This window comes from Desulfobacter latus (assembly GCF_013389365.1).
GTDB classification, from domain to species: Bacteria; Desulfobacterota; Desulfobacteria; order Desulfobacterales; family Desulfobacteraceae; genus Desulfobacter; species Desulfobacter latus.
The window spans coordinates 1-25,768 of sequence record NZ_JACADJ010000059.1 but is presented as its reverse complement, the minus strand read 5'-3'; the positions used below and the strand labels follow the sequence as shown (position 1 = coordinate 25,768).

The window sequence follows — 25,768 nt, the reverse complement described above, 5'->3', positions numbered from 1 at the left end:
TGTTGAGATAATCACAATTCATATTTGAGTATAATAAACACGGTATTTTGCTGTGACAAGATAGTTGCGATCAAAATTCTGATGATAAAAACTGTAAAGTACTTTTGAACTTATATGAAGGATGCCAGAGATTGATATTGTTTTGATGGATATCATGATGCCGAATATGGATGGATATGACGCAATAAAAAAGATCCGCAACGATCTCGGAAATAAAAAACTGCCCATTATTGCACTGACCGCCAAGGCCATGAAAGGGGACCGGAATAAATGTATTGATGCCGGCGCGAATGATTATCTGGCAAAACCCGTTGATACGGATAAACTGGTTGCCATGTTGAGGGTCTGGTTATATTAATAATGAATCGTGCCGGGGAAAATATTAAAAATGAACGGATTGAAATCAGGCTGTTGCTTGAGGCGGTCAATCTGAAATATGGCTATGATTTTAGAAATTATTCTTTTGCACATGTAAAGCGCAGGCTTGAAAAGCGTCTGAATTTGAGCGGTATGGATAATTTTTCACAAATGCAGCATCGTTTAATTTACGATGCGTCCTTTTTTAATCTGATTTTATTTGATTTGTCGATCAATGTGACCGAGATGTTCAGAGATCCGTGGGTTTATAAAAAAATCAGGGGGACGGTTATCCCTGTTTTGAAGACGTATCCATACATCAAGGTCTGGCATGCAGGGTGTTCAACCGGGCAGGAAGTCTATTCAATGGCGATTCTTCTTGAAGAGGAAGGTATGAAAAAGAGAGCCCAGCTGTATGCAACGGATTTTAATGAATTGATTTTATCCAGGGCCAAAGACGGTATTTACCCGATGGATGTGATGCGCAAATATATAAATAATTATCAGAAATCGGGCGGAAAAAAAGATTTTTCAGACTATTATGCGGCTGACTATAGCCATGCCATTATAAAGCGTGGCCTGAGGGATAAAATCCTTTTTTCATCTCATAATCTGGTTACGGATGGGGTTTTTGGTGAAATGAATCTGATTTTATGTCGTAACGTTTTGATTTATTTTGACAAAGCACTTCAGAACAGGGTACTTAAATTATTTCATGACAGCCTCTGTCCGGGCGGGTTTCTATGCCTGGGCACAAAGGAAAGCATCAAATTTTCCGAATTATCAGATGCATTTGAACTCGTCTGTGACCAGGAAAAAATATACCGTAAGCGGCGTTAGCGCCATAGCCATTAATCGAAAGGGGCAATATAAATTACAGTATCGAAACATTCAAAAGAAAATTTTATGAAGAAAATTCACATACTGGCCGTTGATGACCGGCCTGAAAACCTTTTGGCCCTGGAGACCCTTCTTGAATCTCCGGAACTGGAGATTGTAAAGGCCGGCTCCGGGGATGAGGCGTTATCCAAAACAATAGATCATGAATTTGCACTTATCCTTCTTGATGTCCAGATGCCTGATATGGACGGATATGAGACGGCTGAACTGTTAAGAAGTGTTAAAAAGACAAGTACCATCCCTATTATTTTCGTTACAGCGGCCAACAAAGAAGATCATCATGTGTTTAAGGGGTATGAATCGGGTGCGGTGGACTATCTTCTTAAACCATTGGAACCGGTCATTCTTACAAGCAAAGTAAAAATATTCATTGAACTGCATAAGCAAAAAATCCTGTTTGAAGAAAAAACAAGAGAGCTGGATGCCAAGGTGATTGAACTGGAAGCGTTGAAACTTGAACTTGAAGAAGAAGTTAAAGAACGAAAAAAGGCGGAAGAGAAACAAAAGCGAACGACCAATTTTGTCAGTGCGCTTCTTGATGCTGTGCCCACGCCGGTTTTTTATAAAGACAAGGAAGGGCGCTACCAGGGATGTAATAAGGCGTTTTCCACGTTTATGGGGGTGACCCCGGATGATATTCGAGGAAAGCGGGTGGATGAATTGTGGCCCGGAGATCAGGCGGTTGTGTATCACCAGAAAGATCTTGAACTGATGCGGAATTCACGTCACCAGGTTTATGAATTTAAGGTAACGGATAAACAGGGTGAGGCCAAACCCGTCATTTTTGCCAAGGATGTATTTCGTGATGAAAAGGGAAAAGTTGCCGGTATCATTGGTGCTTTTTCTGATATTTCCGAGTTGAAACAGACACAAGAAGAGATCCGAAGCTTGAGAAATTACCTGTCCAATATTATTGATTCCATGCCGTCCATGCTTATCGGCGTCGATAACAAAACCCGGATCACGCATTGGAATCTTCGGGCCAGGAATGTAACGCGCATATCCCAGGAGGTTGCCAAAGGCCAATCGCTTGAAAAGATATTTCCACAACTTGAAAATGGCATCGAATTTGTACAAAAGGCAATTGAATCCCAGCAGGTTTATCATCATTCACGTTCCACAAGGCAGGAGAAAGACAGGGTTGTTTATGAAGACATAACCATCTATCCGCTGGTAACCAATGGCATCGGCGGCGCTGTGATCCGCATTGATGATGTCACCGATAGGGTCCAAATGGAAGAGATGATGGCCGAAACGGAAAAAATGCTTTCTGTCGGGGGGCTTGCAGCAGGGATCGCCCATGAAATTAATAATCCCCTGGCAGGGATGATGCAGAGTGCATATGTTATGAAGTCCCGGCTTGAAAGTACGAATATGCCTGCAAATTTACAAGTTGCCGAGGAACTCGGTATTAAAATGGCGGATATCAGGGATTTTATGGAGAAGAGAGATATTTTTCGTATGATTGATGCGATTAATGATTCGGGCTCACGAGCGGCTGAGATCGTCAACACAATGCTTAGTTTTGCAAGGAAATCGAATACCAATGATATGTCTTCCCACTACCCCAACACGCTTATGGATGAAATTCTGGATCTGGCTGCCACAGACTATGATCTTAAAACGAAATATGATTTCAAATCCATTGAAATCATAAAACAATATGATGAAAAATTGCCTATGCTGACTTGTGAAGGCGCAAGGGTCCAGCAGGTGCTGCTGAATATTCTCCGTAATGGTGCCCAGGCAATGCACACGGCCAAAACAAAATTTCCCAGATTTATCATTAGAATTTATAAAGAAGACGCATCTGACATGGTCTGCATGGAAATCGCGGATAATGGACCGGGAATGGATGAGGAGACCTGCGCAAAGGTGTTTGATCCGTTCTTTACGACTAAACCGGTAGGTATCGGAACGGGATTAGGACTCTCTGTTTCTTATTTTATTATCACCAAAAATCATAAAGGCAAAATGGATGTCATTTCCGAACCAGGTAATGGGGCGACGTTTATAATTAAACTTCCGATTCAATCATATTAAATTGATCTTGAAATGGCAGTATCCAAACAGTCATATGACGCTATTGTGATTGGCGTTTCAGCCGGCGGACTGGTGGCGCTTACTGAGATTCTGCCCAAGTTTGACAAAGACATGACGCTTCCCGTCATGATTGTGCAGCACCAACATCATGATTCTGATGATTTCCTGGTCAGATACTTTGATCATTTATGCCGGCATTCAGTGAGAGAGGTCGAAGATAAAATGCCGGTGGAATCCGGCACCATTTATTTTGCACCGGCCAACTATCATTTATTGGTGGAACCCGATAAAACCCTTTCCCTGTCAACAGAAGCCCGGGTGAATTACTCGCGCCCTTCTATTGATGTTTTGTTTGAATCGGCAGCAGATGCCTACACGGACAGGCTGGTCGGCATTATCCTGACCGGGGCGAACTCAGACGGCACACATGGTGCAGCCAGGATAAAAAAACTGGGGGGTCTAATTATCGTCCAGGACCCGGAGACCGCCGAGGCACAAGCCATGCCCATGTCCGTGATCAAACATGTCCAGGTAGACCATATCCTGCCTTTGAATACGATAGGGGATTTTATTAACAGGCTGAATCAAGAGGGATATTCATTTTGACAAATTTGCTATGAAGTGCCGATGTGTGGTATTAATGATTACCCTCGCATATCATTTTTTACGGCAAACCACCAGCGCGACCCACTCCTCCCGGGTTATTTTTTTGACGCATTCAAGGTGCTGCATATCCAGGGCTGCGTAAATGTCCGGCAGCCTCTCCTCAATAATGCCCGAAAGGATGGCGGTCCCGTCCGGTGCCAGGCGGGCGGCGATATCCGGCATAATGGATACGATAACCTGGGCAATGATGTTGGTACAGATAAGGTCATATTGGATTTCAGGTGTTTTATCCAACGTTACGGCCCCAAGGGTGACGCGATCAAGGGCAATCCCGTTTTTTTCCAAATTCTGCCGGGTGATATCCACGGCCACAGGGTCCACATCAATACCGGTCATGGCGCCTGCCCCGAGCTTTGCAGCGCCGATCATCAGTATGCCCGACCCGCATCCGACATCCAACAGGGTTTTGCCCGGCCGTACATGTTCTTCTAAAAGGGCCAGGCACATACATGTGGTGGGGTGGGTACCCGTGCCGAATGCCATGCCCGGATCAATGCGGATGATAACCTCACCGGGCCCTGGCGTATAGTCCTTCCATTCGGGTTTCACTATAATTTTATCTGTAATCCGGGTGACGTTGAAATACGCCTTCCAGGCATGGGCCCAATCTTTTTCATCTACCGTTTCCGATAAAACATCCACCTGGACAGCCATATCCGACAATCCTGCCAGGCGCGCCCGGATTTTGGAAATCATGATATCAGAATCATCCGTGTCCGGCAGGTAGCCGATAATGCTGTTTTGGTCAGGTATTTTCAGGGTCCGGGTACCAAAACCCTCATCCGGTTCGGGGATGGGCACCTCGCAGATAACGCCTTTCAGGTTGAATGAAAAGAAAATATGGCAGATCACTTCCTCGGCAAGGTCAATATTGTCTGCATCGAACCGGGCAATAACTTTTTTAAATTTCATGGTATATTCCATATTTTTTAATAGTTTGTCGTGGCTGGGCCTGATTCTCGATTACTTCGGTTAACCCATGGGGGTTATATCAACATTATAATTGACAATCCATACCTGTCTGTCTTAACGCTAAGAACAGGCAGTATGCACATGAATTGAGGGGACGGTGGCGTGACTGAAATTGAAACAACACGTGTAACAAAGGAGACTGAACAGGGAAAATTTTCCAGGCTCCGGCTTTTTTTTAAGCTCTCTTCAGATCCAGTATAAATTTGTTCAAATTCAAGGCCGAAACAATTAGACTGTTTAAAATGCATTGACAAATCATCAATAGCGGTTCATAGTTTATTTTTGAAAATAACGTTTGCTGGGGGGGCTTTAGCCGGCTGAGAAGGAAGAGATTCCTGACCCTTGGAACCTGATGCGGATAATGCCGCCGCAGGGAAGCGGATATAAATTCAGATTTTTCATTTATTCCCGCCTTTTAATTCCCTGCATATTCAATCATCGAGATAAAGGAAAGAGAGATCATATGCACGCCCATGAACTGGCTGAAAATACGTATCGGCTTTTTTCCGCGTTACGCGATACAAGACCGTTGATCCATGTGGTGACCAACTTTGTGGTCATGAATCAGACCGCTAATGTGCTTCTGGCTCTTGGGGCATCACCCATGATGTCCTGGGCAGATGATGATGCCGAATACATGTCCGGTGTATCGGACGCCCTTTGCATTAATACCGGCACCCCGGTTCCGGATCGGATTTCGGTTATGAAATCCTTGATGGCCCTTGCTGGGGATAAACAAAAGCCCGTTGTACTGGACCCTGTGGGGGCGGGTGCCGGGCCCTTCCGCACGGATATTGCCCGGGAACTTTGCGCCCTGGCCCCGGCAAAAATCATCCGGGGCAACCCGTCGGAAATCTGCGCCCTTGCGGCAGGCCATTCGTCCACCAAGGGGGTGGACAGCGGGATCTCGCCGGAACAGGCCAGGGCTATCCTGACCGGGCATGGCCGGCCCGACCGAAATGCGGATGACTTGCCAAGTGGTGCAACTGCGCTTCTTGCCTCCGCATCTGCGCTTGTTGTCAGCGGGAAAACAGATATGATTCTGGGACCGGGTAAAATGGTCAAGATCGCTAACGGATCTCAACTTATGGGCGCGGTAACCGGTACCGGCTGCATGCTTTCCGCCATCTGTACCGCGTTTTATACTGTGGCTGAAACCGGTTTTGACGCCGCGGTTGCAGGCGTTGCCGTTACAGGGATTGCCGGAGAACTGGCCGCCGCCCGGGTGGCAGGTCCGGGGTTTTTTCTGCCCCATTTTATAGACAGTTTGTATGCACTTAGCGAAGCGGATATCCACCAACATCTGAAGGCCGAAGTTCACTGCCTTTAATATATGAGGAGACCATTATGGCGGATTTAAAGGAAGATCAACATCGTTCATCCGGGAAAGGCATATCTTTTAAACGTTTTATCTCAGCGCTGGGACCGGCCTGGATCATCAGTGCCGTGGCCGCCGGACCGGGAACCACCTTAAGTGTTGCCAAGGCCGGCGGGACCTATGGGTATAATTTTTTATGGGTGGTGCTGCTCAGTGTGGTGCTGGCCTTTGTCTGTCAGTACATGGCAGCCAAAACCGCTCTTATCGGGGGCCGGGGGATTGTTTCCATTGTACAGGAGAAATGGGGCAGTCTGCCTGCCTGGTTTGTGGCCCTGGACGCCCTTGTTGTCATCTGGCTTTGCAATGTGGTGCTTTTAAAAATCTTGATCGCCGTGACCGGCTATGTAACCGGCCTTGACGTGCCCTGGTGGGGGATCGTATTTACCATCGCTTTTTACGTTCTGGTGGCCCACGGCGGATACCGGATTGTTGAGATGGTGTGCAAAATTATCGTCTCTTTGCTTGTGGTCTGTTTTATCGGTACGCTTTTTATTGCCAAGCCGGATCTGGGCCTGGCCGTTGGCGGCCTCTTGCCGGATTTCTCCCATTTCGGCAAAGCTGAAATTTTAATGATGACCGCGATCATGGGCGGTTCTATTCATGTGACCATTTTGTCCATGCAGACCTATACGGTGCATGAAAAAGGGTGGGGGATGTCGGATCTGAAAACAGCGCGTTTTGATACGGCCCTTTCTCTTCTTGGGGCATTCGGGCTTTACTGCACGGCCATCTATCTGACCGGCGCCTGCGTGCTTCATCCGGCAGATATCCATGTCAATACCCTTTTTGAAATGGCCGATGCCATTGCGCCGCTTCTCGGCCGCTATGCCCATGGCTTTTTCTGTCTGGGCATCTGGTGTGCCGTATTTTCAACGATTATGCCTACCTTTATTGCCGCGGCCTACGTACTCGGGGATAAAATGAACTGGGAGATGCGTCCCAAAAGTGGCTGGTACCGGCTGACAATTCTGGTCGGGTGCCTCATTGCCCTGCCCGGTGCCTTTCTTTCCGGCAGGCCGGTTAACCTGTTGATGATCATGCTGGCCCTCTCATTTCTGGGCACGCCGCTTTTTGTGGGAATATTTTTATGGCTGCTCAACGACAGGGACTGGGCAAAGCAGTACAGGAACGGTCCTGTGTTGAATATTGCAGGTGGCTGCGCCCTGCTGGTTACCGTGGTTTTAGGGGTAAAGTGGCTTTGGGGGTTAATCGGCGCTTAGAAAGGAAGGTGACCTTGAAAATATCCGATCACATATCCATCCCGGATACCGGTATTGAATTTTATCCCATCCGGTCCCGGGGGCCTGGGGGACAGAATGTAAACAAAGTCTCTTCAGGTGTTCATATCCGTTTTGATATCCATGCCTCGGATCTTTCGGAAGAAATTAAAGCAAAACTGTTATCTCTTAAAGACAAGCGCATTACCCGGCAGGGCGTTATTGTGATCAAGGCCATGACCTATAGAAGTGCTGCAAAAAATCGTGAGGACGGATTGGAACGGCTTGCGGAATTGATCAGACGTGCTGTCCGGCCTGTGAAAAAAAGAAAACCCACCCGGCCCACCAAGGCATCAAAAAACCGGCGCCTTGATTCTAAAAACAGACGCAGCCGGGTCAAGGCGTTAAGAAAAAAAATAGATTATAATTAATTCTGTTTTATTATCCACAGATTACGCAGATTCCCGCAGATTTTTTTTCTAATCTGTGTTTTTCTGCGTAATCTGTGGATATATTTTTTTATAAAATCTTAGCACCTTTGTAACATTAATATAATAATAAAAGCCTATTTTATTTAAAAAAAATTATCACAAACACTTCAAACACTTCGCGATAGGATGACGTCCCAACATGCTTGCAACCATAAAACGTAACGAAAATAAGGTGCTTCTGCCGTCTGAAATGACCCCGTGTCTGGATCGGATCAGCGCTGCCATTGGCCTGAATGATCAGACCCCTGATTGTTTTGTCCGGACCCTGCCGTTCATGGCCGGGGATGCTACGGCAGGTGCTGAAAATGAATTTCAGGCGGTGGTCGCGGGAAAACGGGAAAATATAGACTTGGCCCGGGTCATTGAGACCTCCAATTATTACCGGAATCTTGTGGAGCAGGCCAGAACCGGCGAAACCTCCCAGCGACGGGTGATGGCCCTGGAACGACTGCTCAAAGATAAGGACGGCAAAGATTGGGAAAATTCCTGGGTGTGGTTTCCCCGCCGGGCGCTCAACCGGTTTGCCAATCGCGTGTTTAACGAAGATCTCAAGGCTGATAAATCCATGCCCGCATCAGAATATCGCAAGGACGCGGCCTGTTTCGTGTTTGAAAAAAACGGAGAAAACCAGGTGCGGGTGCCTGTCTCCTATCTGCTCAAGCTGGCCCTGGCCGATGCGATTGGTGATGACAATGGTGTGCCGGAACCGATAAAGGTCTGGGGCGAAAAAATGCTCACCCATTTTTCCAATGATAACAGCTCTCCTGAACTTTTTTCCTTTTACCCGGTCAAATCCGATGGCCCAAAGCGTCTGGGAGAGAAGCTTGCCGGCGAAACCCTGCTTCGTTTTCTTTTGACCCAGGCCCTGGTGGCCTATGCCGGGCATAAATTTGAACTCAATGAAAACGGCCAGAAGGTAAAGGTGTTTTTTTCCGCTACACCGCCCGGGGATCAAAAACGGCTTAATGATATTATTTCGGATGCGTTTTATCGCGAATTATTCATGAGTCCGTGTCTGTCCGGATGGGACCGGGGGGAAGAAAAAAAGGAGTACATGGGTGTCTGCCACAAGGTGTTGTCCCGCAGCCAGATCAATGCCGTAACCCAACTCAAAGAGGCCGGCATTATCAATTCCAACCTTGTGGTGCTGCCCAACACCTCTAATATCAGTCTGGCCAATAACGGTACCCATATCAGTCTTGGCAGCGTTAAACTCTCCCAGTGCATGGCGGATCCAGCTTCAGGGTTTACGGCCCTGGATGAAAAATATACAGGCGATCTGGCTATAAAAATCTGGGAGCATTTTTTGCCCCTGTTTGCCACCACCTATTCTGCCGCCCCCCACAGGCTTGAATTTCAGGCGTTCCATCCTGAACAGGTTCTGGGCTTTATGCCCCACGAATTGACCCATACCCATCTGCGCATGATCTGGCGGCGATGGAAGAAAAAGGCCCATCTCAAAATTATGGGCAAATCTCTGACCCCTTTTGGTCCGGTGTGGCTTGACCGTTTGATTGCAAATATATTCCGGCTGAAAGGTGATTTTGTGCCGGACGGTCGGCTTATTGACTACTTTACCTCGGTGATGAGTACCTTCCATAGTCCGGCCTTGAACGGCAGTTTGGAAAGCGAAGACAACCTTAAAAAAGACCTGACCGAAATGGGGGTGTTTGACGGCCGCATGGCCCTGTACCAGCTGGTTCGTTTGAGGAAATACCACCAGATGGGGTATTCCGGGTTTGAACACCGTTACTTCAGCGTGTTTGAAGATATTGTCAGGGATATGGGAAAGGCTGCTGACCTGCAGGTACTGATCACGGCCCTGGTCCAGAAGTATATCTATTCCCGGCAGGTGGACCATGCCATGATACCCGATTCCCCAATTGTGGAAAGCGAGCGCCGCCAGATATTTTTCTGTACGGCCATTGGTGTGCCGACGTTTTTTGTTAAAACCCGAACCCGGAACCGGTTTTTGGCTAAAATCTTGAAAAATACGGCTAAAACCAGACAAAGCCACAGGTATCCCGGTTACACCCGGGTGCTGGTCCGGGAATACCAGCGGGCCTTGATCGCCTTGATTCAAACCGAGGGCGCCGATCTTGTATCGGCCTTGAACAGTGCCCCCATTCTTGATGACCTTGACAATCGGATCAATAGGCCGGAGACCCATGCCGCATGGGGTCGGATTACCCAGGGTATACTTGACGGTACGGGTAAGCATAAACCCATGTCCCTGCCGGGCAGACAGTTTAATGCAAAAGCTGAAAGCTATTACGGCCGAAACTTAAGAGAGACCCATGTCAGCCAGGGGTTTGACCTGCTCGGCAAGGCCTTTGAGCAGATAGACCTGTGGGCAAGATACCGGGATAATTCGTACGGGCAGGCCCTTGGTCGGATTCTAGGCAGCCAGGACATACTCAGGTTTTTAAAATCCATGCGCCAGGATTTCATGGATGGTACCTGTGCGCCTGAAACGCTTAAGAAGTTTATTTACCTGATGGTCCTTGTGGTCAGCCGGGAGATGAAGGCCTGGCAGGATGATTAGTGTTTGAACGAGAAGTCACCCCATCTGCAGCGTTGCAGGACAATTTGCAGCTGGGCAACTTCTCGTCCAAACACGGGTTCCCCTTTAGGTTCTACTTGTACGGACTTAAGATTTTCTAATATTTTGCACATGATTTCTTAGTCGTAAATTAACACCGTTAAAACAAAACGCGGGCATAATGTCTAGATTATGAAACATCAATATATAGACCGTAAAACCAGACAAGTCCGGACCGAAATACTTAAAGCCGATCCGGTTATCAATGCTATTTATTCGCCAATTCGCGAAAATTCATCTTTTTTGTTTCATCTGATGATTTCGGCCCGGATGTCCAGCCTGATCGGGGCGGTTTCTTATGACCTGCCTTTTTTCACCCCCCCGACGGATGCCGGTAGATTTTTGGCTGCCCACGGCATTGATTTAAGTGAGGTGCTTGGAGACCCGGCAGAATTTGATACCTTTCGAAAAGTGTTTGAACGTAAGATTCGGTATGAACAGCTTCGTCCCATGCCGGAAGGCGCTGATGCCGTGGTTTCACCGGCAGATTCGCGTCTTCTGGTGGGGTCATTTTCCGACCAGGCGGCTCTCTTTATCAAAGGTAAATTTTTTGATTTCAAAGAGCTTATCGGCCGGGATAAACCCCAGTGGCTTGACGCCTTTGATCGTGGCGGTTTCGCCGTAACCCGGCTTACTCCGGATAAATATCATTATAACCATACGCCCGTGGCAGGAACGGTATTGGATATTTATGAGATAAACGGGCATTTCCACTCCTGCAACCCCGGGGCGGTGGTCCGGGAGGTCACACCATACTCTAAAAATCGACGGGTGGTCACCATCATTGATACGGATGTGCCCGGGGGGACCGGATGCGGGCTTGTGTGCATGGTGGAGGTGGTGGCCATGATGATCGGCAAAATTGTTCAGTGTTACAGTAGAAGAGGATATGAAAGTCCCCGGGAGGTGGTGCCCGGCCTTTTTATGGAAAAGGGATGCCCCAAAAGTCTGTACCGTCCGGGGTCCTCCACAACCATTGTTATATTTCAAAAACAGCGTATCTGTTTTTCTAAAGACTTGCTGGAAAACCAGATGCGCAGCGATGTGAGCAGTCGTTTCAGTGAAGGGTTTGGCAAACCCCTTGTGGAAACCGAAGTGGCCGTACGTTCAGGTATCGGCCACGCGTGCTGTTCTGATAAAACTGCAATTTCCGGAGATTTGTAATGGCGTCTGTTTTTTTTGTTGTCGGGCTGGGTTTGTTGATTGGTATTGTATTGCGATGGGGATTTATAACCTTGCCCAAAGAAAAGTGGCAGATGGTGGCGGCGTTCCCCTTGGAAAAATTGGGCCAGGGCCAGTGGCGTGGGATGAATCTGACCTGGTATGGACTTTTCTCCGCCAATGCGTATACCTTTGGCGTGATCATGGTCGTAATTCTGGCCGCATCGGCCGGAATACCCATTTCTGTTCTGGTGTTGTTGACTGTTTTGCTGCTGGCTGTCACGATTCCGGCGTCTAAAATCGTTGCCCGGATTGTTGAAAAGAAAAAAGCCACCCTGACCATTGGCGGGGCCGTGTTTGCCGGTGTGGTGACCGCGCCCTGGATCATTATGTTGGTGAATGCCACGTTGGGGACGGCCTTTAAATTTCATGTGCCCGTTGCTGTAATGATGGCGGTTTTAAGCATTGGGTATACGTTTGGAGAGTCTTTGGGGCGCCTTGCCTGTTTAAGCTTTGGCTGTTGTTATGGTAAACCGTTGAACCAGTGTGCCGACCACACCCGTAAACTGTTTGAAAAATTTAATGTGGTCTTTACAGGAGAGACTAAAAAGGTGGCCTATGCGTCGGGTCTGGCCGGTGAGGAATTGATTCCCATCCAGATTATTACCGCTGTGATTTACGCGATATCCGGCCTTATCGGTACCTTGCTGTTTCTCCAGGGCTTTGCCGGCACCGCCCTTGTGGAAACCCTGGTGGTGACACAGGTCTGGCGGGTGGTGTCTGAATTTTTTCGGGCGGATTTCAGGGGTGAACGCAAATTTTCCATGTACCAGATTATGGCCCTGGCAGCCATTGCTTATACCATCGCACTGCTGGCTTTTTTTCCTGATCCCGAAGTGGTCGTTTCTCTGGATCAAGGATTTAAAGCGCTGTGGCATCCGGGCATGATTCTGTTTTTCCAGGGTGTCTGGATTGTCTCCTTTCTTCATGCGGGACGAAGCACTGTTACGGCATCGAAAATTTCCTTTCATGTGCTTAAGGACAATATCTAATTAATTGATCATGAAAATTAGACGGTGCCATGCATTTGGATGCATATGCTTTTTATGGTGCTACGATATTGTCAAATATATCGTCTTTAAAGGCCTTTTGGAAAGCCGGGGGATAGATCCCCTGGTTTTTCTGTTTCTTGACATGATCACCGTGCCCGGTTTTATTGTGGGCTGTGCCCGTCTGGTTAATTCCCTGAGCGGCCGGGTCATGGCATTGCCCAAGGTGCTTATCTGGGGCCTTATCGTGCTGGTTAATACCCTGTTGCCCTATGTGTATGCAGCCATTGCAGGCGGACCTCAATTTGACATTGCCGCCTGGGTGGTGTTCTGGACGCTGATTTTATTGATGCTTGCAAATCTGATACGCACGATTAGAGCCGGTTTGATCGCAGAAAAGCAGTGAACAGTTCATTACTTGATCATCGTTGACCATGGGTCAGAACCAGGAAGGGCTTTAAGTCTGCAGAAAAATCCTGGTGTTCCGGCCATAAAATCCTGCCCCCGATTCCGGATCGGGCTTCCAGAACAACTTTCATTTTACTGACTCTGTTTTTTCAGTCACTTATGTGATATGTTCTTTTGCTTTATCAGAATGATGATGATAAAAGATACGGCAAATTATCGTTTAAGGAGAATGATCCCATATGGCACGTTTAAGTGAATTTGAATTGGCGCTTAAAAAGATCAGCGACAGTCCATTGATATACGAAGCACAAATCCCTCCGGAATGCACTTTTTTCCAAGATGTAAGACGCTACCAGAGTATTGGTCCCCAGATGGAAATCCGGATTGTTCCGGTAAATGGGAAGATTGAGCTTGACCCGGATATGGAACCCGTATCCTTTAATAAGCTCAGCGGGGCCGAACGTAAAGCCCTGGTAGATTATTTGACGGTACGTCTCGCCAGAGGCGATAATATCGGCTATGCCTGGGCCTTTTTCCGGCCTGCGGATAAAAAGAGAAGCCTTGTGGCCTACGGTGGCAACGTGGTGCATGATGACACTTATACCGGTAAGGAACGTGTAACAGCGTTGCTTTCGTTACTCCGGAAGCAAAAAGGCATCAGCAATATGAAACGGCGCTGGTTCCCCTGGATTTTCGCTGTTCTGCTTATTTCCCTGATTGCAATGGCCGGATTCAAATATGGCAACCTGTTAAAAAATATTCCTTTTGTCAGCAGTATTGGCCAGGATGCCGGTCCTGAAATGCAATTTTACAAATCCGTATTTCCCGACTTACATACCTGGCTATATCACGGAGAGCCGGAACAGGAAGATGTCGCTAAAAAGCTTTTAAAAACCGAATACGTCTCGTCCATGCTTCATACCATGACCCTGCCCGATTATCGTCAGAGCGGTGAACAGGACATGAATCGGGGCAACAGGCTGATCTTGTTTGTATATTTCAACTATAACGGTCAGGTCGGGGAATTGATCAGATCCCGCAGGCAGATTCTGGCAGGCACGGAATTCATGCGCCTGGCACGGATTTATTCAACCATGCAATCCGGGTATGCCTCCAATATTTTTTATTTCAAGGTTGGGGACTTAAACATCAGGAATACTGAAATCTCCAATTATATGAAGCAGAATATGATTACCTACCGGGATTTTAAAAAAATCCGGGATGAAAATGCCTTTTCAGAACTTATGGCCAGTGACCGCATCAGCTACAAGATGAAGGGCTTTTTGGAAAATGTATACACGTTTACGCCCCTTCGTATTGACACAAAATTTAACGGTAAATCCTGGTACCTGCTCACCCGCAACAACAGTTCCGGGAATCTTGACTTTGCCGCCTTTTTCCACCAGGGCAGCGCCACCCTGGTGCCCAAGCGCATCGGACACCTGGTGCTGGAAGACAAGAGATTGCCTTCGAACATGGCCTGGTATGCGTTTGATGACAACCAGGCAGGGGGAATGAAACTATCGGACAACACCTTGACCTATTTCAGTACGGAGACCGGTCAGACCAATCAACTGGGTATCATTCAAGAACAGATCAGGAGCCTGGGCTTTTCCAAGTTGTCCCAGGACCGGATTAATGTCAGTGTCCACCGGGAACTGCTCATGGGGGATGCAAAGGGAAAGTACGGCATTCAGACCAATGATCCCATCACAAGTCTGGTGCTGTCCAATTTGATTACCAAATCATCTTTTGAACAAGAGGCAAGTGTCTCCTTAAAGCGGGACCCCATCCAATTTAACACAACACTGATCCAGCTTTCCAAGGATGACAGTTTTTCAGTTCAGTCCGTGACCATCACGCCCGGTACCACCAATATCATCCGCTTGTTTGAACCTTTGGACAGCTTTAAGGCAAGGTTTAGGGACGGCACCACCACCACCTTTGAGAAGGCCAGTGTCAACCTGTTCAACCCCTTTACGTTTATGGTCACCAAGGATAGCCTTACCCTGTGTTTCCGTCATGATATCAGAGACATGACCATTCGGGCCGGCGATACCGAGCTTAAAATCGTTAAGGCCAAGGACGGAAATTATCAGATTGTAAAAATCCCATAAGTAATGTTTTTTACGAAATCAGTATCAAGGAGTTTTATTTAATCATATGTTTGACAAAACAGACCGGCTTCTGAAAATCCAGAACGGCATCAAAGAGGTTGTTCAACAGCTTGCCGGCATGCCGGCCCGGCAGGCACACCGAGTGGACAAGATCATTGAACGATGCCAAATGTGCCTGAAAACGGCACCGGATACGAATACGCCCGTATATATCCATATTACGGGCACGGATAAATCCTTTAAGACCAGCTACCTTCTGGATCTGTTTGACAATGACGCGCTTCGTGGGTTGTTTGCGGTCAAACAGCGCAACACCTCTGAAAACACGGCGGTTCCCTGCCTTGTGGAGCCGGTATCCTGGACCGACGAGGTGGTGATCAGCCAGATCAGTATTTCCACGGGCAATGTAATCCGGGACCGGTTGACCCAAGAGCAGTTCAACCGGCTGTATGATCTTTCTTCCGGGGCGGAACCGGATGATTATCTCATCCGGGTGGCCGTGCCCGAAGATCAGACCCCCATGACATTGCCGGCCATTGAATATCCGGGCATCAAAGAGGGGGCCGACGCCGTTGAATTCCAGAAGGCGCGTCATGAAAAGTTCCAGGCGAATATGCTCGATTGCCTGGAGCGCTATCCCGGCATTCTTGTGACCTGTTTTCAGCACAAAATCGCCATTCCTCCGGGCCACCCTTTGGATGCCATTCTTAAAAAATATCGCACGGTGCTGGAAACCACCCATGCGTATCAGAAACTGCCGTTGATTCTCTCCCTGCAGGGGGACAGTGCTGTGGCAAGCTATTGCGGGAACACCAATGTGGAGCAGGATCTTGAAAGCGATTTCAAAAGCTATAAAGCCTTTGACGTGGTGGTACAGCTGACCAATCCCTGCAACAGTGAATATCCGGTGAATTTTATCTCCCCCGGCCCCCACGTGGACACCTGGATACGTAATCTGTCCCGGTACAACAGTCTGCGTGAAATCAAAGACGAGATTAAAAAGGATGGCGGAATTGCCTGGTCCCGGCAGATGCTTGACGACATCTGCACCACCTCCAATATCAGAGACGCCCTGGACAATATGTTTCTGATGCCCTGGATCAGGAAGGCTGAAAAGGTGTACACCCAGGCTGTTGACCTGGTTTATGAAATTGAAAGCTATGATGAGGTGGCTGAAGTCAAGGAGCGCATGCGCAAAGCCATTCTCAACGATACTTACCAAAGCCTGCGCCACTTTTTTGACCGAGAGATTAAATACAATGAAGAAGGGGTAATTCAGGACCACACGGCGTTCTGGAACGCCGTGTTCACCCAGTACCTGGACCAGTTTCTGGCCGACACCCCCAGAAGCCAGGCCATTTCCGATGTTCTGTGGAAAAACATGCGTCAGCGCCTGGACCCGGAAAACAAAGGTTTTTTAAGTGCAGCGGAAAAGGATCTGCCCCACATCATCATGAACATGGCGGAATTTTACGTTCCCAATATGCTGGTGCGCGGTGATTTTACCCTTGTTGAAAGACGTATTAAAGAGGAAGCCCAAGATGCGGTTTAACCTGTTCAAACGCAAGAAAAAGGAAGTGGATCAGTTTCAGATGGAACTCGAGGATGACGGCAAACTTTACTATGAAACCATTGCCGGCCGCACCCCAAGGGACATCCAGAACCACGAAGAATATATTCTTTTCATTGATTTCGGGTCCTACCGGACCAGTGTTTTATGCTGGCCCTGCAGCTTTGGCCGGGATAAGATTACCGACTCATGGCAGTATGTGGTCCATGGCGACTCCGATGCCCAGGGCGGATTTCCTTCGGCCTTTATCAATCCGCCTTCCGGTGATGAGCGGGATTTTGCTTTTGTGCCCAATATGGGCGAAGAGCGTGTCAGCTCAAGCCAGATTGTTAAAAGTGCCAAATATGAATTTGCCTCCAAATTTGCCGCCTACAGAGGCGATGTGCCCCAGTTTAAGCTTTACATCAAAAAAATTCTTGAACACAGTTTCAAGTACATCACCGAGCCCAGCAAGGATCGACCCTGGAACGGCCCGGCCATTCCGGTGATCACGGAAATTCGGGTTACGGTACCGGACCTGTTTATTGAAAATTTAAGAAACGGATACAGAGAGAATATCTATTCCGTGTGCATGAACCTATCCTCGGATCGAAAATGGAAATGGCTGTTTCCAAGTGATCTCAGGCATCTGCGTAAAACATTTGTCAATATTTCTGCAGATGAGAGCGGGGCATGCGAGCTTTATTTCTTGAATCTGATTAAGCTGTTACCGTTTTGGGATCTTTCGGACCAGAAAGACAGACTGCCGGATTTAAAGGAAGTGGACTTTATCTTTTCCCAGGCTGCCCAGCATGATCCCAATGCCGAAAATCTTCAGTTTGTGGTGTGCCATATCGACATCGGCGGACTGACCACAGATGTCAGCGTGCTTCTGGCCAACACTTACCAGGATCCGGCCCTCGGCATTACCACCGCCCTTAACCGCAAGGAATCTTTTTCCGAAAGAAAGGCCGGGGAATATTTTGCAGACGCGTTTGCCCAGAACCGGTCACCGGAGGAAACCGGTCCCTGGTGGGACAATGACCGGTTCATTGAACGGGATTTTTCACGGTTTCTGGAGTTGTTATGCGGCAAACAGGCAGGCTTGCTCAATAAATGGCGCAAGGACAAAAATTTGTCCGGCATCTATTTTTTGATTTCAGGCCGTCCCACCAAATCGGAAAAGGTCAGAAAAGCCGTTAAAAAGCATATTCTCAAGGAGTTCAACAAAAATGAACTGCTGCTATTGCCCGAGCACTGCCTGTTCATGGCCGAGTACCGGCATGTGGGCAAAAATCAGGAAGGTGAACGCTATGCCAAGAAAATTTCCCATTTTGAAAAACTGATCACCCTTCTCGGCAACGTGTACACCCTTTACGACGGGTATGAAATCTGTGTGGATGACCACAAATATTATATTTCCATGGACACGGATACCAGGACCACTGCCCAGATGGAAGTGCTTCCCGGGCGGATTTATAATATGGAAGAGTTTGAAAATTACAAGAAATCGGCAGAGCACAACAATGTCAATCACCTGGCCTTTACCCGATTTCCGGAAGGGGAAAACAGCACCCGGTTTCTTACGGTAAAAACCATTGCCCGGCAGAACGCTTTTCCCGTAATCCGGGTCGCCCAGAGCGGTGACAGCCAGGCATGGATTATGCCGTCCCTTATGATCACGAACTTAGAGCAGAACGACCAGGCCTTTGATCTGTCATGGGGTGCGTTGTCGCTGGAATAAAGAAAAAATTTAATCTACAGGAGGAAATAATGGAGCTGATCAGCGTAACCATAGAAAATCCCGAAGAACTCAATTTTATTCTGGGCCATTCCCATTTTATCAAAACCGTTGAAGATATTCATGAGGCCATTGTCTGCACCGTACCCAACGCCAAATTCGGTGTGGCGTTCTGCGAGGCGTCGGGGGAGTGTCTGATCCGTCATTCCGGCACGGACGAACAGATAGTGGAACTTGCAAAAAAGAACGCCCAGGCCCTGTCCGCCGGCCATACCTTTATCATTTTCATGAAAGATATGTTTCCCATCAATATCGTGAACACCATCCAGGCCGTTCCCGAGGTGGTGCGCATCCATTGTGCCACAGCCAACCCCACCCAGGTGATCATGGCCCAGACCGACCAGGGCAGAGGCATTCTGGGGGTGGTGGACGGTTTTTCTTCCAAAGGGGTTGAAACACAGGATGATATTCAAAAACGCAAAGATTTTTTGAGGATGATCGGGTACAAGCTGTGAATACAATAGGCAGAATCCGTCTATCACCATGTTGGCCCATTCTGCCTAATTAACTGTTGGGCTCCGAAACCTCATCGACATACTACTTATTGCAAACTTGAAATGATATAGACCAGTTGAAAGTGTTAAAATGCCAACAGTTTTCAAAATAGGACCTTACCGATTTTTCTTTTATTCTGGCGATCGTGATGAGCCGGTACACGTTCACGTCGAGAAAGAGGACAAAGTTGCAAAATTTTGGCTTGAACCGGTAAGACTTCAAAGAAGTAGCGGATTTAGAGCAAGGGAAATTAATGACATTCAGAAAAAAATTCAAGATAATCAAGAACAAATTATAGAGGCTTGGAATGAGTACTTTAACGATTGAAATTGAAGTTCCATATGCACAAGATGTTATTGTAACATCGGAACTATTAAATATTGATTTAAGCGACGGTCGTAGTATTTCAGTCCCTTTAGCCTGGTTCCCTCGGTTAGTATATGCTAATCAGAAAGAACGGAACAACTGGCGAATAATTGGTCGGGGTGAGGGTGTCCACTGGGAAGATATTGACGAAGATATTAGTGTTGAGGGCTTGTTAGCCGGAAAAGCATCAGGAGAAAGTAACGTATCATTAAAAAAATGGATTACTAAAAGATTAGCCCAACAAAACGCTGAAGCCGACCCGGGGTGTTAGCGGCTTTTCGGAAGTCCTCGGTTTTCGAAAAAGCTTGGCTTCGACAACCTGCTCGGCTGTATGCCCCGGTCGGCTGAGCTCCCCGTTCGGTTTGAAACGTTAGCTTACACCAATAGATAATTGTGTGAATTGTGCTAATAAAAATATAATAACTGCAAAAGAGGAATTATTGTAATGAATGAAAAGTTGACACAATTAGAAGTAATGATTGATGCTTTAAATTCGGAATCCCTTGATGATCAAAAGGAAGCACTTAAAAATGCTTTACGCGAATATGAAAATTACGAAAATTTTAAAAACACACTATCATTACTTTATGAATATGGCGAGAAAAATTTAGAACTAATTAAAAATCATACAGAAGAAATAAAATTTGCGACTTCAGTTCAACAAGAGATTAGAAAAGAAAGATCGCAATTTTTTTCACAAACATTGAAAGAAGTTTCTGTGACATTGAGAGATGCTCAGGTAGACGATAAAATAGCATCTAAATGGCTTATTGAACTTGTAAAATGCTACACGGAGAGTTTGGGCCAAAGTGCAAGCTTAGTCCAAGATCATACAATTGACTTAGTCGGTGCGATACGTCAAGAGGCAGAAACGAAAATAAAAATGAATGCTTCTGTAGAATCACCAGATGAATAGTAAGCATAATTATTTATTCCGTAAACTCGAGGTCTTAAGAATAATGCGAGAAGAATTAGTTTCTTGCTTATTAGAAGAGTGTACTGAAATCTATGAGCCAATTTGGCGTTTCTCAAGACAACCGCAAATTATGGAATTGGCTATTCATAAATATGTTGTATTATGGCTAAACTCTCATTGGGAAAAAATGGAGTTAATTCTTAAAAACACCAAAGAGTGTAGCGCACCACAGTTGAATGCATTTGAGCATGATCTATTAAGCTTATATTGTAATCTCTTTCAAAATATTTGTAAAAAACAGTTCGGAAGAAATATTTCAGACGCATCTATAACGGCCTCGCTGTTGATTCAATGTGCAGATGATAACATTGCTTGTATTCAGCAGATTATAGACATCCAAGAAAATAGTGAAAAAAGAAGAAACAGGTTAAGAACGGCATTGTATAGACATAAAGAACTATTTCAAAAAAAAATAGATTTAATGGCCTCCAAATAAATAAAAATGGGAGATTAAAATTACACGATGGGCTTCTTTGATATGTTCGATAAATTGGATGACATTATTTACAAACCGATTGAAACTGTCTGTGACTGGCTCAAAGCTCCTTTACGAAGTATGGATGACAACAGGGCTGGAAAGATTGAACGTGAAAAAATTAAACTCGAAGCAAGTATTGATAAAGCTGATAAAGAATTCAATGCAAAACTGGAAGCTGCCAGTAAAAAGCTTGATGCAGAAATTGCAATCAAAAAAGAAACTGAAGTTGTAAAAATAATTGCAGAAATTGAACAGTGGAAACAAGACAAAGATTTTGCCAGGAAAAAAGCTGTATCAGATGCAATTATTGAATATCAACGAGAGCTTACCAAATTAAATGTAAATGCCATTAATGCAATAGGCCACATGCAACTCGATCTTCGAGAGAGAGTTCAAAATATGATTATCGACAAAACTAAACAATACAAAACCCTTCAAAATGAAGCAAAACAAGAAGCAATAAATGAATACAAAATAATTATGAAAGAATTTGCCAATGAGCCGGAGATTAAGCAAAACATGATTAAACAAGTCGATGAGTCAGTTGCCATTATCATTCATAACTCGAAAGCCTTCATAACAGAACTGACTGAGGACCTCCGTAGTGTTAACAAAAGTATCGATCTCCTAGCTTTAAATGGTCAAAAATTTATTGAAACGCACCTTCAGCAGTTTCATTCATTAGGCTTTTCTCAAGAACAATTGAAGCAACTTGAAAATGGCAATTCTTTCATAAACACTATTGATATATAACTCAACCGAATAGGGATAGGACTCCCCATTACTGAGGAGCCCTCCCACACCACCCGGCATACGGATCTCGTACCAAGGCGGTTCGGCTGGTGTTAACAAAATCGGCTGTAGGTTATCCCACCGATTTACCGGGTTTTGTGTAGAGTCATGCTATGGAAATTTCGGCCACTGCCGCATTATTCCCATAAAATCCTTATACTTACTCACCACAACCATTTACCCAAGCCATTCGGCCCGGGTACCGTTCAGGCCTTCATCGGGGTGAGGCCTCCGGGTGTACTTCTCCCAAGACAGCGAGGCCCGGCTCGTTTCCTCCGACTACTATGCCCTCTGCTGACTTCTCCCATGCGGTCAGGACCAGTTACCCGGCCCTCAGCCAATCCGGCACATGGGAGACCTCCCGGGGTAAACACATGCCTTTCAGTACGTAGATGCCGAGTTTACGGACATACCCTGTAATGGATAGAGGACTTTACCTTGTGTGGCAGGCTCGTCCCAGTATGCGCGCCTTATACTCGATTCCTGTACGTCATCCCGTACCTTCGCGGTACCTTGCCTCAGCAAGGCGGCTTCCTCCCGAAGCACCGTCACCGGTACCCCGTTGCACTACCGCTACACCCTTCGCCTCCATCTGGCTGGGTCTAAGACTTGCCAAATGTTTGGAAATCCATTACATTTGACTCACTTTTAAGAACATGTACCGTGCCCGGCACACACAAATCGCTCCACCTGACCACGAGAAGCTCAGTCGCTTAACCTAAAACTGTTGGCGTGGCAGGTGAGCTTAGCGTTCGCTTTCAAAAAAATCGTTGCACGGATTCAAAAGTAATACTATAATGGTATTACATTATCAAAGGAGATTTATTATGCGTGTAACCACAAAAGGCCAAGTCACTATCCCCAAGAATGTAAGGGAGGTATTAGGTATTGCTCCAGAGACAGACGTTGATTTTCATGAAGATAACGGAAGATTTTATCTGGTCAAAGTATCAAAAAACAAACCGACCTCTAAATTTTCGAAGTTAAGGGGAATTGCTACAGCTAAAATGTCTACAGACGAAATCATGAATATGACAAGAAAAATAAAATGAACGGAATTTTCATTGATTCGTGTGTGTTGCTTGATCTGTTTACGAATGATCCTAAATGGGGAAACTGGTCTGAAGACGTATTAAGTCAGTGTAGCCAGACGAATACATTATTCATTAATTCAATTGTGTATACCGAAATATCAATTGGTTTCAACCGTATTGAAGAAGTCGAGGAAGCTGTTGAACAAGTGGGTGTAAAAGTCCTGGAAATTCCACGCGAAGCTTTGTTTTTGGCTGGAAAGACATTCCTTGAGTATCGAAGAAATAAGGGCACTAAAAGTTCAACCCTTCCGGATTTTTTCATTGGTGCTCACGCTACAGTATCTTCATTTGACTTAGTCACAAGGGACATTGCAAAATATAGAACGTATTTCCCAAACATAAAACTTATTTGCCCATGATTTGCTTCAAGACGTGGTCGCAAACAAATTTTGAACTTTATACCAAGCGAATCGGGATAGGACTCCCCATTACTGAGGAGCCCTCCCACACCACCCGGCATACGGATCGCGTACCAGGGCGGTTCGGCTGATTTTAAGAATCAGTTCCCGGGCAGATATAATCCTTTCTCAATAAAATATCTTTCAGGCATGGCAATGGCCACCCATTTGATTTTGCTCATGTGCCAGTACTTTTTCCGGGCATTGCCGCAAAGCATGGCATCATGGTGAGCAATACCAAGTTTCTCAAGGTTCCGAACCCTGGTTTTAGGATTTTTCCATCTTCCGTAGGAATCGTAGCGCCTGAGATCATTACGCCGGATCTTAGATATTGCCGTATCAATTTTAATACGCGCTTATCCTTGATTCTCCCGGCGAGTCTACTCATCAGGCGGTCGTGCGAAACCCGGTCGAAAAATTTGGACAGGTCCATATCGACGACATAGGTATAACATTCAACCATGTACCTTTTACCCTGCACCACCGCATCGTGTGCGGATTTGCCGGGTCTGAATCCATAGCTGTATTCAGAGAAAAAAGGTTCCCATACCTGTTCCAGGGTTTGGGCTATGGCCTGCTGTATAAATCGGTCAAGCACCGTGGGTATTCCAAGTAATCGGACACCGCCGTCCGGTTTGGGGATTTCCTTCCGCTTCACCGGTAGCGGTTTATGCTTACAATTAAGCAGGTCTTGTTCAATTTCAGGCCAGTGCTTTGCCAGGTAGTTCCCGAGTTGACTGGTTTTCATACCATCTACGCCGGGCGCACCTTTGTTGGCACAAACCTGTTTCCATGCCCGGATAATGTTGTTGCGTTCAAGGATCATCTCCATTAACCGGTCATTGTTTCCCAGACGTTCGGCAATCTGTGACGCTGGGAACAGTTCCATCTGCTGTGGCTGTCTGCTCACAAGTACACACCTCCTATTTGTTGTTATCATTTACCCGGACCATTCGGCCCAGGCACCGTTCAGGCCTTCACCAGGGTGAGTCCTCCCCGCTTTGCGGGGCTCGTTTCCACCGGCTACTATGCCTTCTGCTGACTTCTCCCATGCGATCAGGACCGGTTACCCGGCCCTCAGCCGTTTCGGCACATGGGAGACCTCCTGGGGTAAACACATGTCTTTCAGTACGTAGATGCCGAGTTTACGGACATACCCTGTAATGGATAGAGGACTGTACCTTGTTGTGCAGACTCGTCCCGGTATGCGCGCCTTATACTCGATTCCTGTACGTCATCCCGTACCTTCGCGGTACCTTGCCTCAGCAAGGCGGCTTCCTCCCGAAGCACCGTCACCGGTACCCCGTTGCACTACCGCTCCACCCTTCGCCTCCATCTGGCTGGGTCTAAGACTTGCCAAATGTTTGGAAATCCATTACATTTGACTCACTTTTAAGAACATGTGCCGTGCCCGGCACACCACAAGACGTTCAAGCGGAAAAAAACACGGAAACGCCTTGTGGTGTAGAAAATTTTTGGTTGTGTTTTTTCCGCTTAACTCAACGTTGGCGTGCGACACGAGGTTGCATGAATGTATGTATAGGAGGTGAATGTAAAGAACTGAATATACTCGGTGTATCCCCACCGACCACCCTAGGTGAGCGTGCTACCGTTGCGCAGATGACGGGGTGCGAAGCCTCACTGACAATGTACCGAATCGGGTTTGAATGGTGACAGGAGAACCCTTCCGGAAATCCCATCTGGTTAAGGGATAGGGTCGGACAATATGGCAAGATTAATCGAAGAGCTTTAAGCGCCGCCAGCGAGTAACTAACCTACTGGGATTAACAGGTTATATGTATACTTCCCTGCGTTCGTATACATGAACAGGATGCAAGTCTGCTAACTGCTTGCACGGGATCGTAGTTTCATCGGCGTAGAGGCCTGCCTAAGTTGTTCATAAAGAGCAGTCATGTAGAACGTGGAAACCCCGTATCCTCGCCGGAAATTCTCGGCAGGTGAAACCGTAAGGCACACTGATGGTGGTGCGGGAGTAAGATGCAGGAAAAAGCGAATGCCATCTTGTAATGAGATGGATACGGGTTGAGAGCAACTTGGTGAGTCTCAACATTACCCGGCCCGAAAGGGAGCTGACGTCCGGCGGGTGTGAATACAGACACACCCGGGCAGGTGTTTCTTTGTGAGAGAATCTGGAGAATCTTTGAAAATGGGAAAGCAAATGACGGCAACGCTGCTTGACAGTAATAGCTGGTGCGCCCATCAACAGCTTAATGCTGCTAAAAGACTGTAGATGCGTATCGCAAAGGTTGTTAAAAAAAAGCAAATGACATACACATCTGTAAGCATAGTCCAGAAGGATGGATATCCTTTTATAGTGGTTTGCAAATGAATTGATAAATATCTAAAATTTTCATGTTATAATAAAAAATTGGGGGCTTTTATCTGATTTCGCCTTTTCTTTAACTTGCCATACCTCGATTTACCATTGCTGATCCTA

Annotated in this window: 24 protein-coding genes and 1 riboswitch; of the genes, 22 read left to right on the top strand and 2 right to left on the bottom strand. The window is 46.6% G+C overall.

The genetic code is table 11. The features are described from left to right. The first annotated feature begins 121 nt into the window (after window positions 1–121). The 4 genes from HXW94_RS14270 to HXW94_RS14255 all read left to right on the top strand — a co-directional run bounded on the left by HXW94_RS14270 (window position 122) and on the right by HXW94_RS14255 (window position 3,906). Entirely contained in the window at window positions 122–358 is a 237-nt protein-coding gene (locus HXW94_RS14270) for a response regulator (RefSeq protein ID WP_178367575.1), read from the top strand. 2 nt (window positions 359–360) lie between these two features. Next, entirely contained in the window at window positions 361–1,197 is an 837-nt protein-coding gene (locus HXW94_RS14265; RefSeq protein WP_178367574.1) for a CheR family methyltransferase, read from the top strand. 66 nt (window positions 1,198–1,263) lie between these two features. Then, a complete protein-coding gene (locus HXW94_RS14260; RefSeq protein ID WP_178367573.1) occupies window positions 1,264–3,300 on the top strand; it encodes a PAS domain S-box protein in 2,037 nt (678 codons plus the stop codon). Window positions 3,301–3,312: 12 nt separating this feature from the next. Continuing rightward, entirely contained in the window at window positions 3,313–3,906 is a 594-nt protein-coding gene (locus HXW94_RS14255; protein WP_178367572.1) for a chemotaxis protein CheB, read from the top strand. Between the two features lie 51 nt (window positions 3,907–3,957). Here the strand turns inward: HXW94_RS14255 and prmA are convergent, their stop codons facing one another. Continuing rightward, window positions 3,958–4,878 (bottom strand): 50S ribosomal protein L11 methyltransferase, encoded by a 921-nt coding sequence (gene prmA, locus HXW94_RS14250; protein WP_178367571.1) that lies wholly within the window; start codon window positions 4,876–4,878, stop codon window positions 3,958–3,960. 350 nt (window positions 4,879–5,228) lie between these two features. Further along, a riboswitch (TPP riboswitch) is annotated at window positions 5,229–5,331 on the top strand. Window positions 5,332–5,401: 70 nt separating this feature from the next. Between prmA and thiM the strand changes: the two genes are divergently transcribed. From thiM to HXW94_RS14160, 18 genes are all read left to right on the top strand, one after another. Beyond that, window positions 5,402–6,268, top strand: coding sequence for a hydroxyethylthiazole kinase (gene thiM / locus HXW94_RS14245; RefSeq protein ID WP_178367570.1), 867 nt, complete (start codon window positions 5,402–5,404; stop codon window positions 6,266–6,268). A gap of 17 nt (window positions 6,269–6,285) precedes the next feature. Further along, complete coding sequence (locus HXW94_RS14240; RefSeq protein ID WP_178367569.1) at window positions 6,286–7,536, top strand: Nramp family divalent metal transporter; 1,251 nt, start codon at window positions 6,286–6,288, stop codon at window positions 7,534–7,536. 14 nt (window positions 7,537–7,550) lie between these two features. After that, window positions 7,551–7,964 carry an alternative ribosome rescue aminoacyl-tRNA hydrolase ArfB gene (gene arfB, locus HXW94_RS14235; protein WP_218576730.1) on the top strand — a complete coding sequence of 138 codons (414 nt, stop codon included), beginning with the start codon at window positions 7,551–7,553 and terminating at the stop codon, window positions 7,962–7,964. A gap of 199 nt (window positions 7,965–8,163) precedes the next feature. Next, window positions 8,164–10,569 carry a hypothetical protein gene (locus HXW94_RS14230; RefSeq protein WP_178367567.1) on the top strand — a complete coding sequence of 802 codons (2,406 nt, stop codon included), beginning with the start codon at window positions 8,164–8,166 and terminating at the stop codon, window positions 10,567–10,569. 189 nt (window positions 10,570–10,758) lie between these two features. After that, window positions 10,759–11,790, top strand: coding sequence for a phosphatidylserine decarboxylase (locus tag HXW94_RS14225; RefSeq protein ID WP_178367566.1), 1,032 nt, complete (start codon window positions 10,759–10,761; stop codon window positions 11,788–11,790). Then, on the top strand, window positions 11,790–12,839 hold the full coding sequence (locus HXW94_RS14220; RefSeq protein ID WP_178367565.1) for a prolipoprotein diacylglyceryl transferase family protein: 1,050 nt from the start codon (window positions 11,790–11,792) through the stop codon (window positions 12,837–12,839). The genes HXW94_RS14225 and HXW94_RS14220 overlap by 1 nt, the downstream gene beginning before the upstream one ends. A gap of 10 nt (window positions 12,840–12,849) precedes the next feature. Further along, on the top strand, window positions 12,850–13,242 hold the full coding sequence (locus HXW94_RS14215) for a hypothetical protein (RefSeq protein WP_218576731.1): 393 nt from the start codon (window positions 12,850–12,852) through the stop codon (window positions 13,240–13,242). A gap of 241 nt (window positions 13,243–13,483) precedes the next feature. After that, the gene (locus HXW94_RS14210; protein ID WP_178367564.1) at window positions 13,484–15,361 is read left to right on the top strand and encodes a hypothetical protein; all 1,878 of its coding nucleotides are present in this window, start codon (window positions 13,484–13,486) and stop codon (window positions 15,359–15,361) included. A gap of 46 nt (window positions 15,362–15,407) precedes the next feature. Continuing rightward, entirely contained in the window at window positions 15,408–16,913 is a 1,506-nt protein-coding gene (locus HXW94_RS14205) for a hypothetical protein (protein WP_178367563.1), read from the top strand. Further along, window positions 16,903–18,654, top strand: a complete 1,752-nt coding sequence (locus tag HXW94_RS14200; RefSeq protein WP_178367562.1) for a hypothetical protein — start codon at window positions 16,903–16,905, stop codon at window positions 18,652–18,654. Before HXW94_RS14205 ends, HXW94_RS14200 begins: the two co-directional genes overlap by 11 nt. Before the next feature lie 29 nt (window positions 18,655–18,683). After that, window positions 18,684–19,166, top strand: a complete 483-nt coding sequence (locus HXW94_RS14195; protein ID WP_178367561.1) for an adenosine-specific kinase — start codon at window positions 18,684–18,686, stop codon at window positions 19,164–19,166. 130 nt (window positions 19,167–19,296) lie between these two features. After that, window positions 19,297–19,533 (top strand): DUF4160 domain-containing protein, encoded by a 237-nt coding sequence (locus tag HXW94_RS14190; RefSeq protein ID WP_178367560.1) that lies wholly within the window; start codon window positions 19,297–19,299, stop codon window positions 19,531–19,533. Then, window positions 19,514–19,843, top strand: coding sequence for a DUF2442 domain-containing protein (locus tag HXW94_RS14185; protein ID WP_178367559.1), 330 nt, complete (start codon window positions 19,514–19,516; stop codon window positions 19,841–19,843). The genes HXW94_RS14190 and HXW94_RS14185 overlap by 20 nt, the downstream gene beginning before the upstream one ends. A gap of 174 nt (window positions 19,844–20,017) precedes the next feature. Further along, entirely contained in the window at window positions 20,018–20,488 is a 471-nt protein-coding gene (locus HXW94_RS14180) for a nickel transporter (RefSeq protein ID WP_178367558.1), read from the top strand. Window positions 20,489–20,531: 43 nt separating this feature from the next. After that, window positions 20,532–20,984 carry a hypothetical protein gene (locus HXW94_RS14175; RefSeq protein ID WP_178367557.1) on the top strand — a complete coding sequence of 151 codons (453 nt, stop codon included), beginning with the start codon at window positions 20,532–20,534 and terminating at the stop codon, window positions 20,982–20,984. A gap of 27 nt (window positions 20,985–21,011) precedes the next feature. Next, window positions 21,012–21,779 (top strand): hypothetical protein, encoded by a 768-nt coding sequence (locus HXW94_RS14170; protein ID WP_178367556.1) that lies wholly within the window; start codon window positions 21,012–21,014, stop codon window positions 21,777–21,779. An 866-nt stretch (window positions 21,780–22,645) separates the two neighbouring features. Then, the gene (locus tag HXW94_RS14165) at window positions 22,646–22,870 is read left to right on the top strand and encodes an AbrB/MazE/SpoVT family DNA-binding domain-containing protein (RefSeq protein WP_178367555.1); all 225 of its coding nucleotides are present in this window, start codon (window positions 22,646–22,648) and stop codon (window positions 22,868–22,870) included. Continuing rightward, the gene (locus HXW94_RS14160; RefSeq protein ID WP_178367554.1) at window positions 22,867–23,271 is read left to right on the top strand and encodes a type II toxin-antitoxin system VapC family toxin; all 405 of its coding nucleotides are present in this window, start codon (window positions 22,867–22,869) and stop codon (window positions 23,269–23,271) included. Before HXW94_RS14165 ends, HXW94_RS14160 begins: the two co-directional genes overlap by 4 nt. A 217-nt stretch (window positions 23,272–23,488) precedes the next feature. Here HXW94_RS14160 and HXW94_RS14155 read toward each other — a convergent pair whose 3' ends face one another. Beyond that, a complete protein-coding gene (locus HXW94_RS14155; RefSeq protein ID WP_343054638.1) occupies window positions 23,489–24,220 on the bottom strand; it encodes a reverse transcriptase domain-containing protein in 732 nt (243 codons plus the stop codon). Between the last annotated feature and the right edge of the window lie 1,548 nt (window positions 24,221–25,768).

Bases quoted from the DNA above. Each gene is read 5' to 3' on its own strand.
- HXW94_RS14270 (WP_178367575.1), top strand. From the start codon at position 122: ATGCCAGAGATTGATATTGTTTTGATGGATATCATGATGCCGAATATG.
- HXW94_RS14265 (WP_178367574.1), top strand. From the start codon at position 361: ATGAATCGTGCCGGGGAAAATATTAAAAATGAACGGATTGAAATCAGG.
- HXW94_RS14260 (WP_178367573.1), top strand. From the start codon at position 1,264: ATGAAGAAAATTCACATACTGGCCGTTGATGACCGGCCTGAAAACCTT.
- HXW94_RS14255 (WP_178367572.1), top strand. From the start codon at position 3,313: ATGGCAGTATCCAAACAGTCATATGACGCTATTGTGATTGGCGTTTCA.
- prmA (WP_178367571.1), bottom strand. From the start codon at position 4,878: ATGAAATTTAAAAAAGTTATTGCCCGGTTCGATGCAGACAATATTGAC.
- thiM (WP_178367570.1), top strand. From the start codon at position 5,402: ATGCACGCCCATGAACTGGCTGAAAATACGTATCGGCTTTTTTCCGCG.
- HXW94_RS14240 (WP_178367569.1), top strand. From the start codon at position 6,286: ATGGCGGATTTAAAGGAAGATCAACATCGTTCATCCGGGAAAGGCATA.
- HXW94_RS14230 (WP_178367567.1), top strand. From the start codon at position 8,164: ATGCTTGCAACCATAAAACGTAACGAAAATAAGGTGCTTCTGCCGTCT.
- HXW94_RS14225 (WP_178367566.1), top strand. From the start codon at position 10,759: ATGAAACATCAATATATAGACCGTAAAACCAGACAAGTCCGGACCGAA.
- HXW94_RS14220 (WP_178367565.1), top strand. From the start codon at position 11,790: ATGGCGTCTGTTTTTTTTGTTGTCGGGCTGGGTTTGTTGATTGGTATT.
- HXW94_RS14215 (WP_218576731.1), top strand. From the start codon at position 12,850: ATGAAAATTAGACGGTGCCATGCATTTGGATGCATATGCTTTTTATGG.
- HXW94_RS14210 (WP_178367564.1), top strand. From the start codon at position 13,484: ATGGCACGTTTAAGTGAATTTGAATTGGCGCTTAAAAAGATCAGCGAC.
- HXW94_RS14205 (WP_178367563.1), top strand. From the start codon at position 15,408: ATGTTTGACAAAACAGACCGGCTTCTGAAAATCCAGAACGGCATCAAA.
- HXW94_RS14200 (WP_178367562.1), top strand. From the start codon at position 16,903: ATGCGGTTTAACCTGTTCAAACGCAAGAAAAAGGAAGTGGATCAGTTT.
- HXW94_RS14195 (WP_178367561.1), top strand. From the start codon at position 18,684: ATGGAGCTGATCAGCGTAACCATAGAAAATCCCGAAGAACTCAATTTT.
- HXW94_RS14190 (WP_178367560.1), top strand. From the start codon at position 19,297: ATGCCAACAGTTTTCAAAATAGGACCTTACCGATTTTTCTTTTATTCT.
- HXW94_RS14185 (WP_178367559.1), top strand. From the start codon at position 19,514: ATGAGTACTTTAACGATTGAAATTGAAGTTCCATATGCACAAGATGTT.
- HXW94_RS14180 (WP_178367558.1), top strand. From the start codon at position 20,018: ATGAATGAAAAGTTGACACAATTAGAAGTAATGATTGATGCTTTAAAT.
- HXW94_RS14175 (WP_178367557.1), top strand. From the start codon at position 20,532: ATGCGAGAAGAATTAGTTTCTTGCTTATTAGAAGAGTGTACTGAAATC.
- HXW94_RS14170 (WP_178367556.1), top strand. From the start codon at position 21,012: ATGGGCTTCTTTGATATGTTCGATAAATTGGATGACATTATTTACAAA.
- HXW94_RS14165 (WP_178367555.1), top strand. From the start codon at position 22,646: ATGCGTGTAACCACAAAAGGCCAAGTCACTATCCCCAAGAATGTAAGG.
- HXW94_RS14160 (WP_178367554.1), top strand. From the start codon at position 22,867: ATGAACGGAATTTTCATTGATTCGTGTGTGTTGCTTGATCTGTTTACG.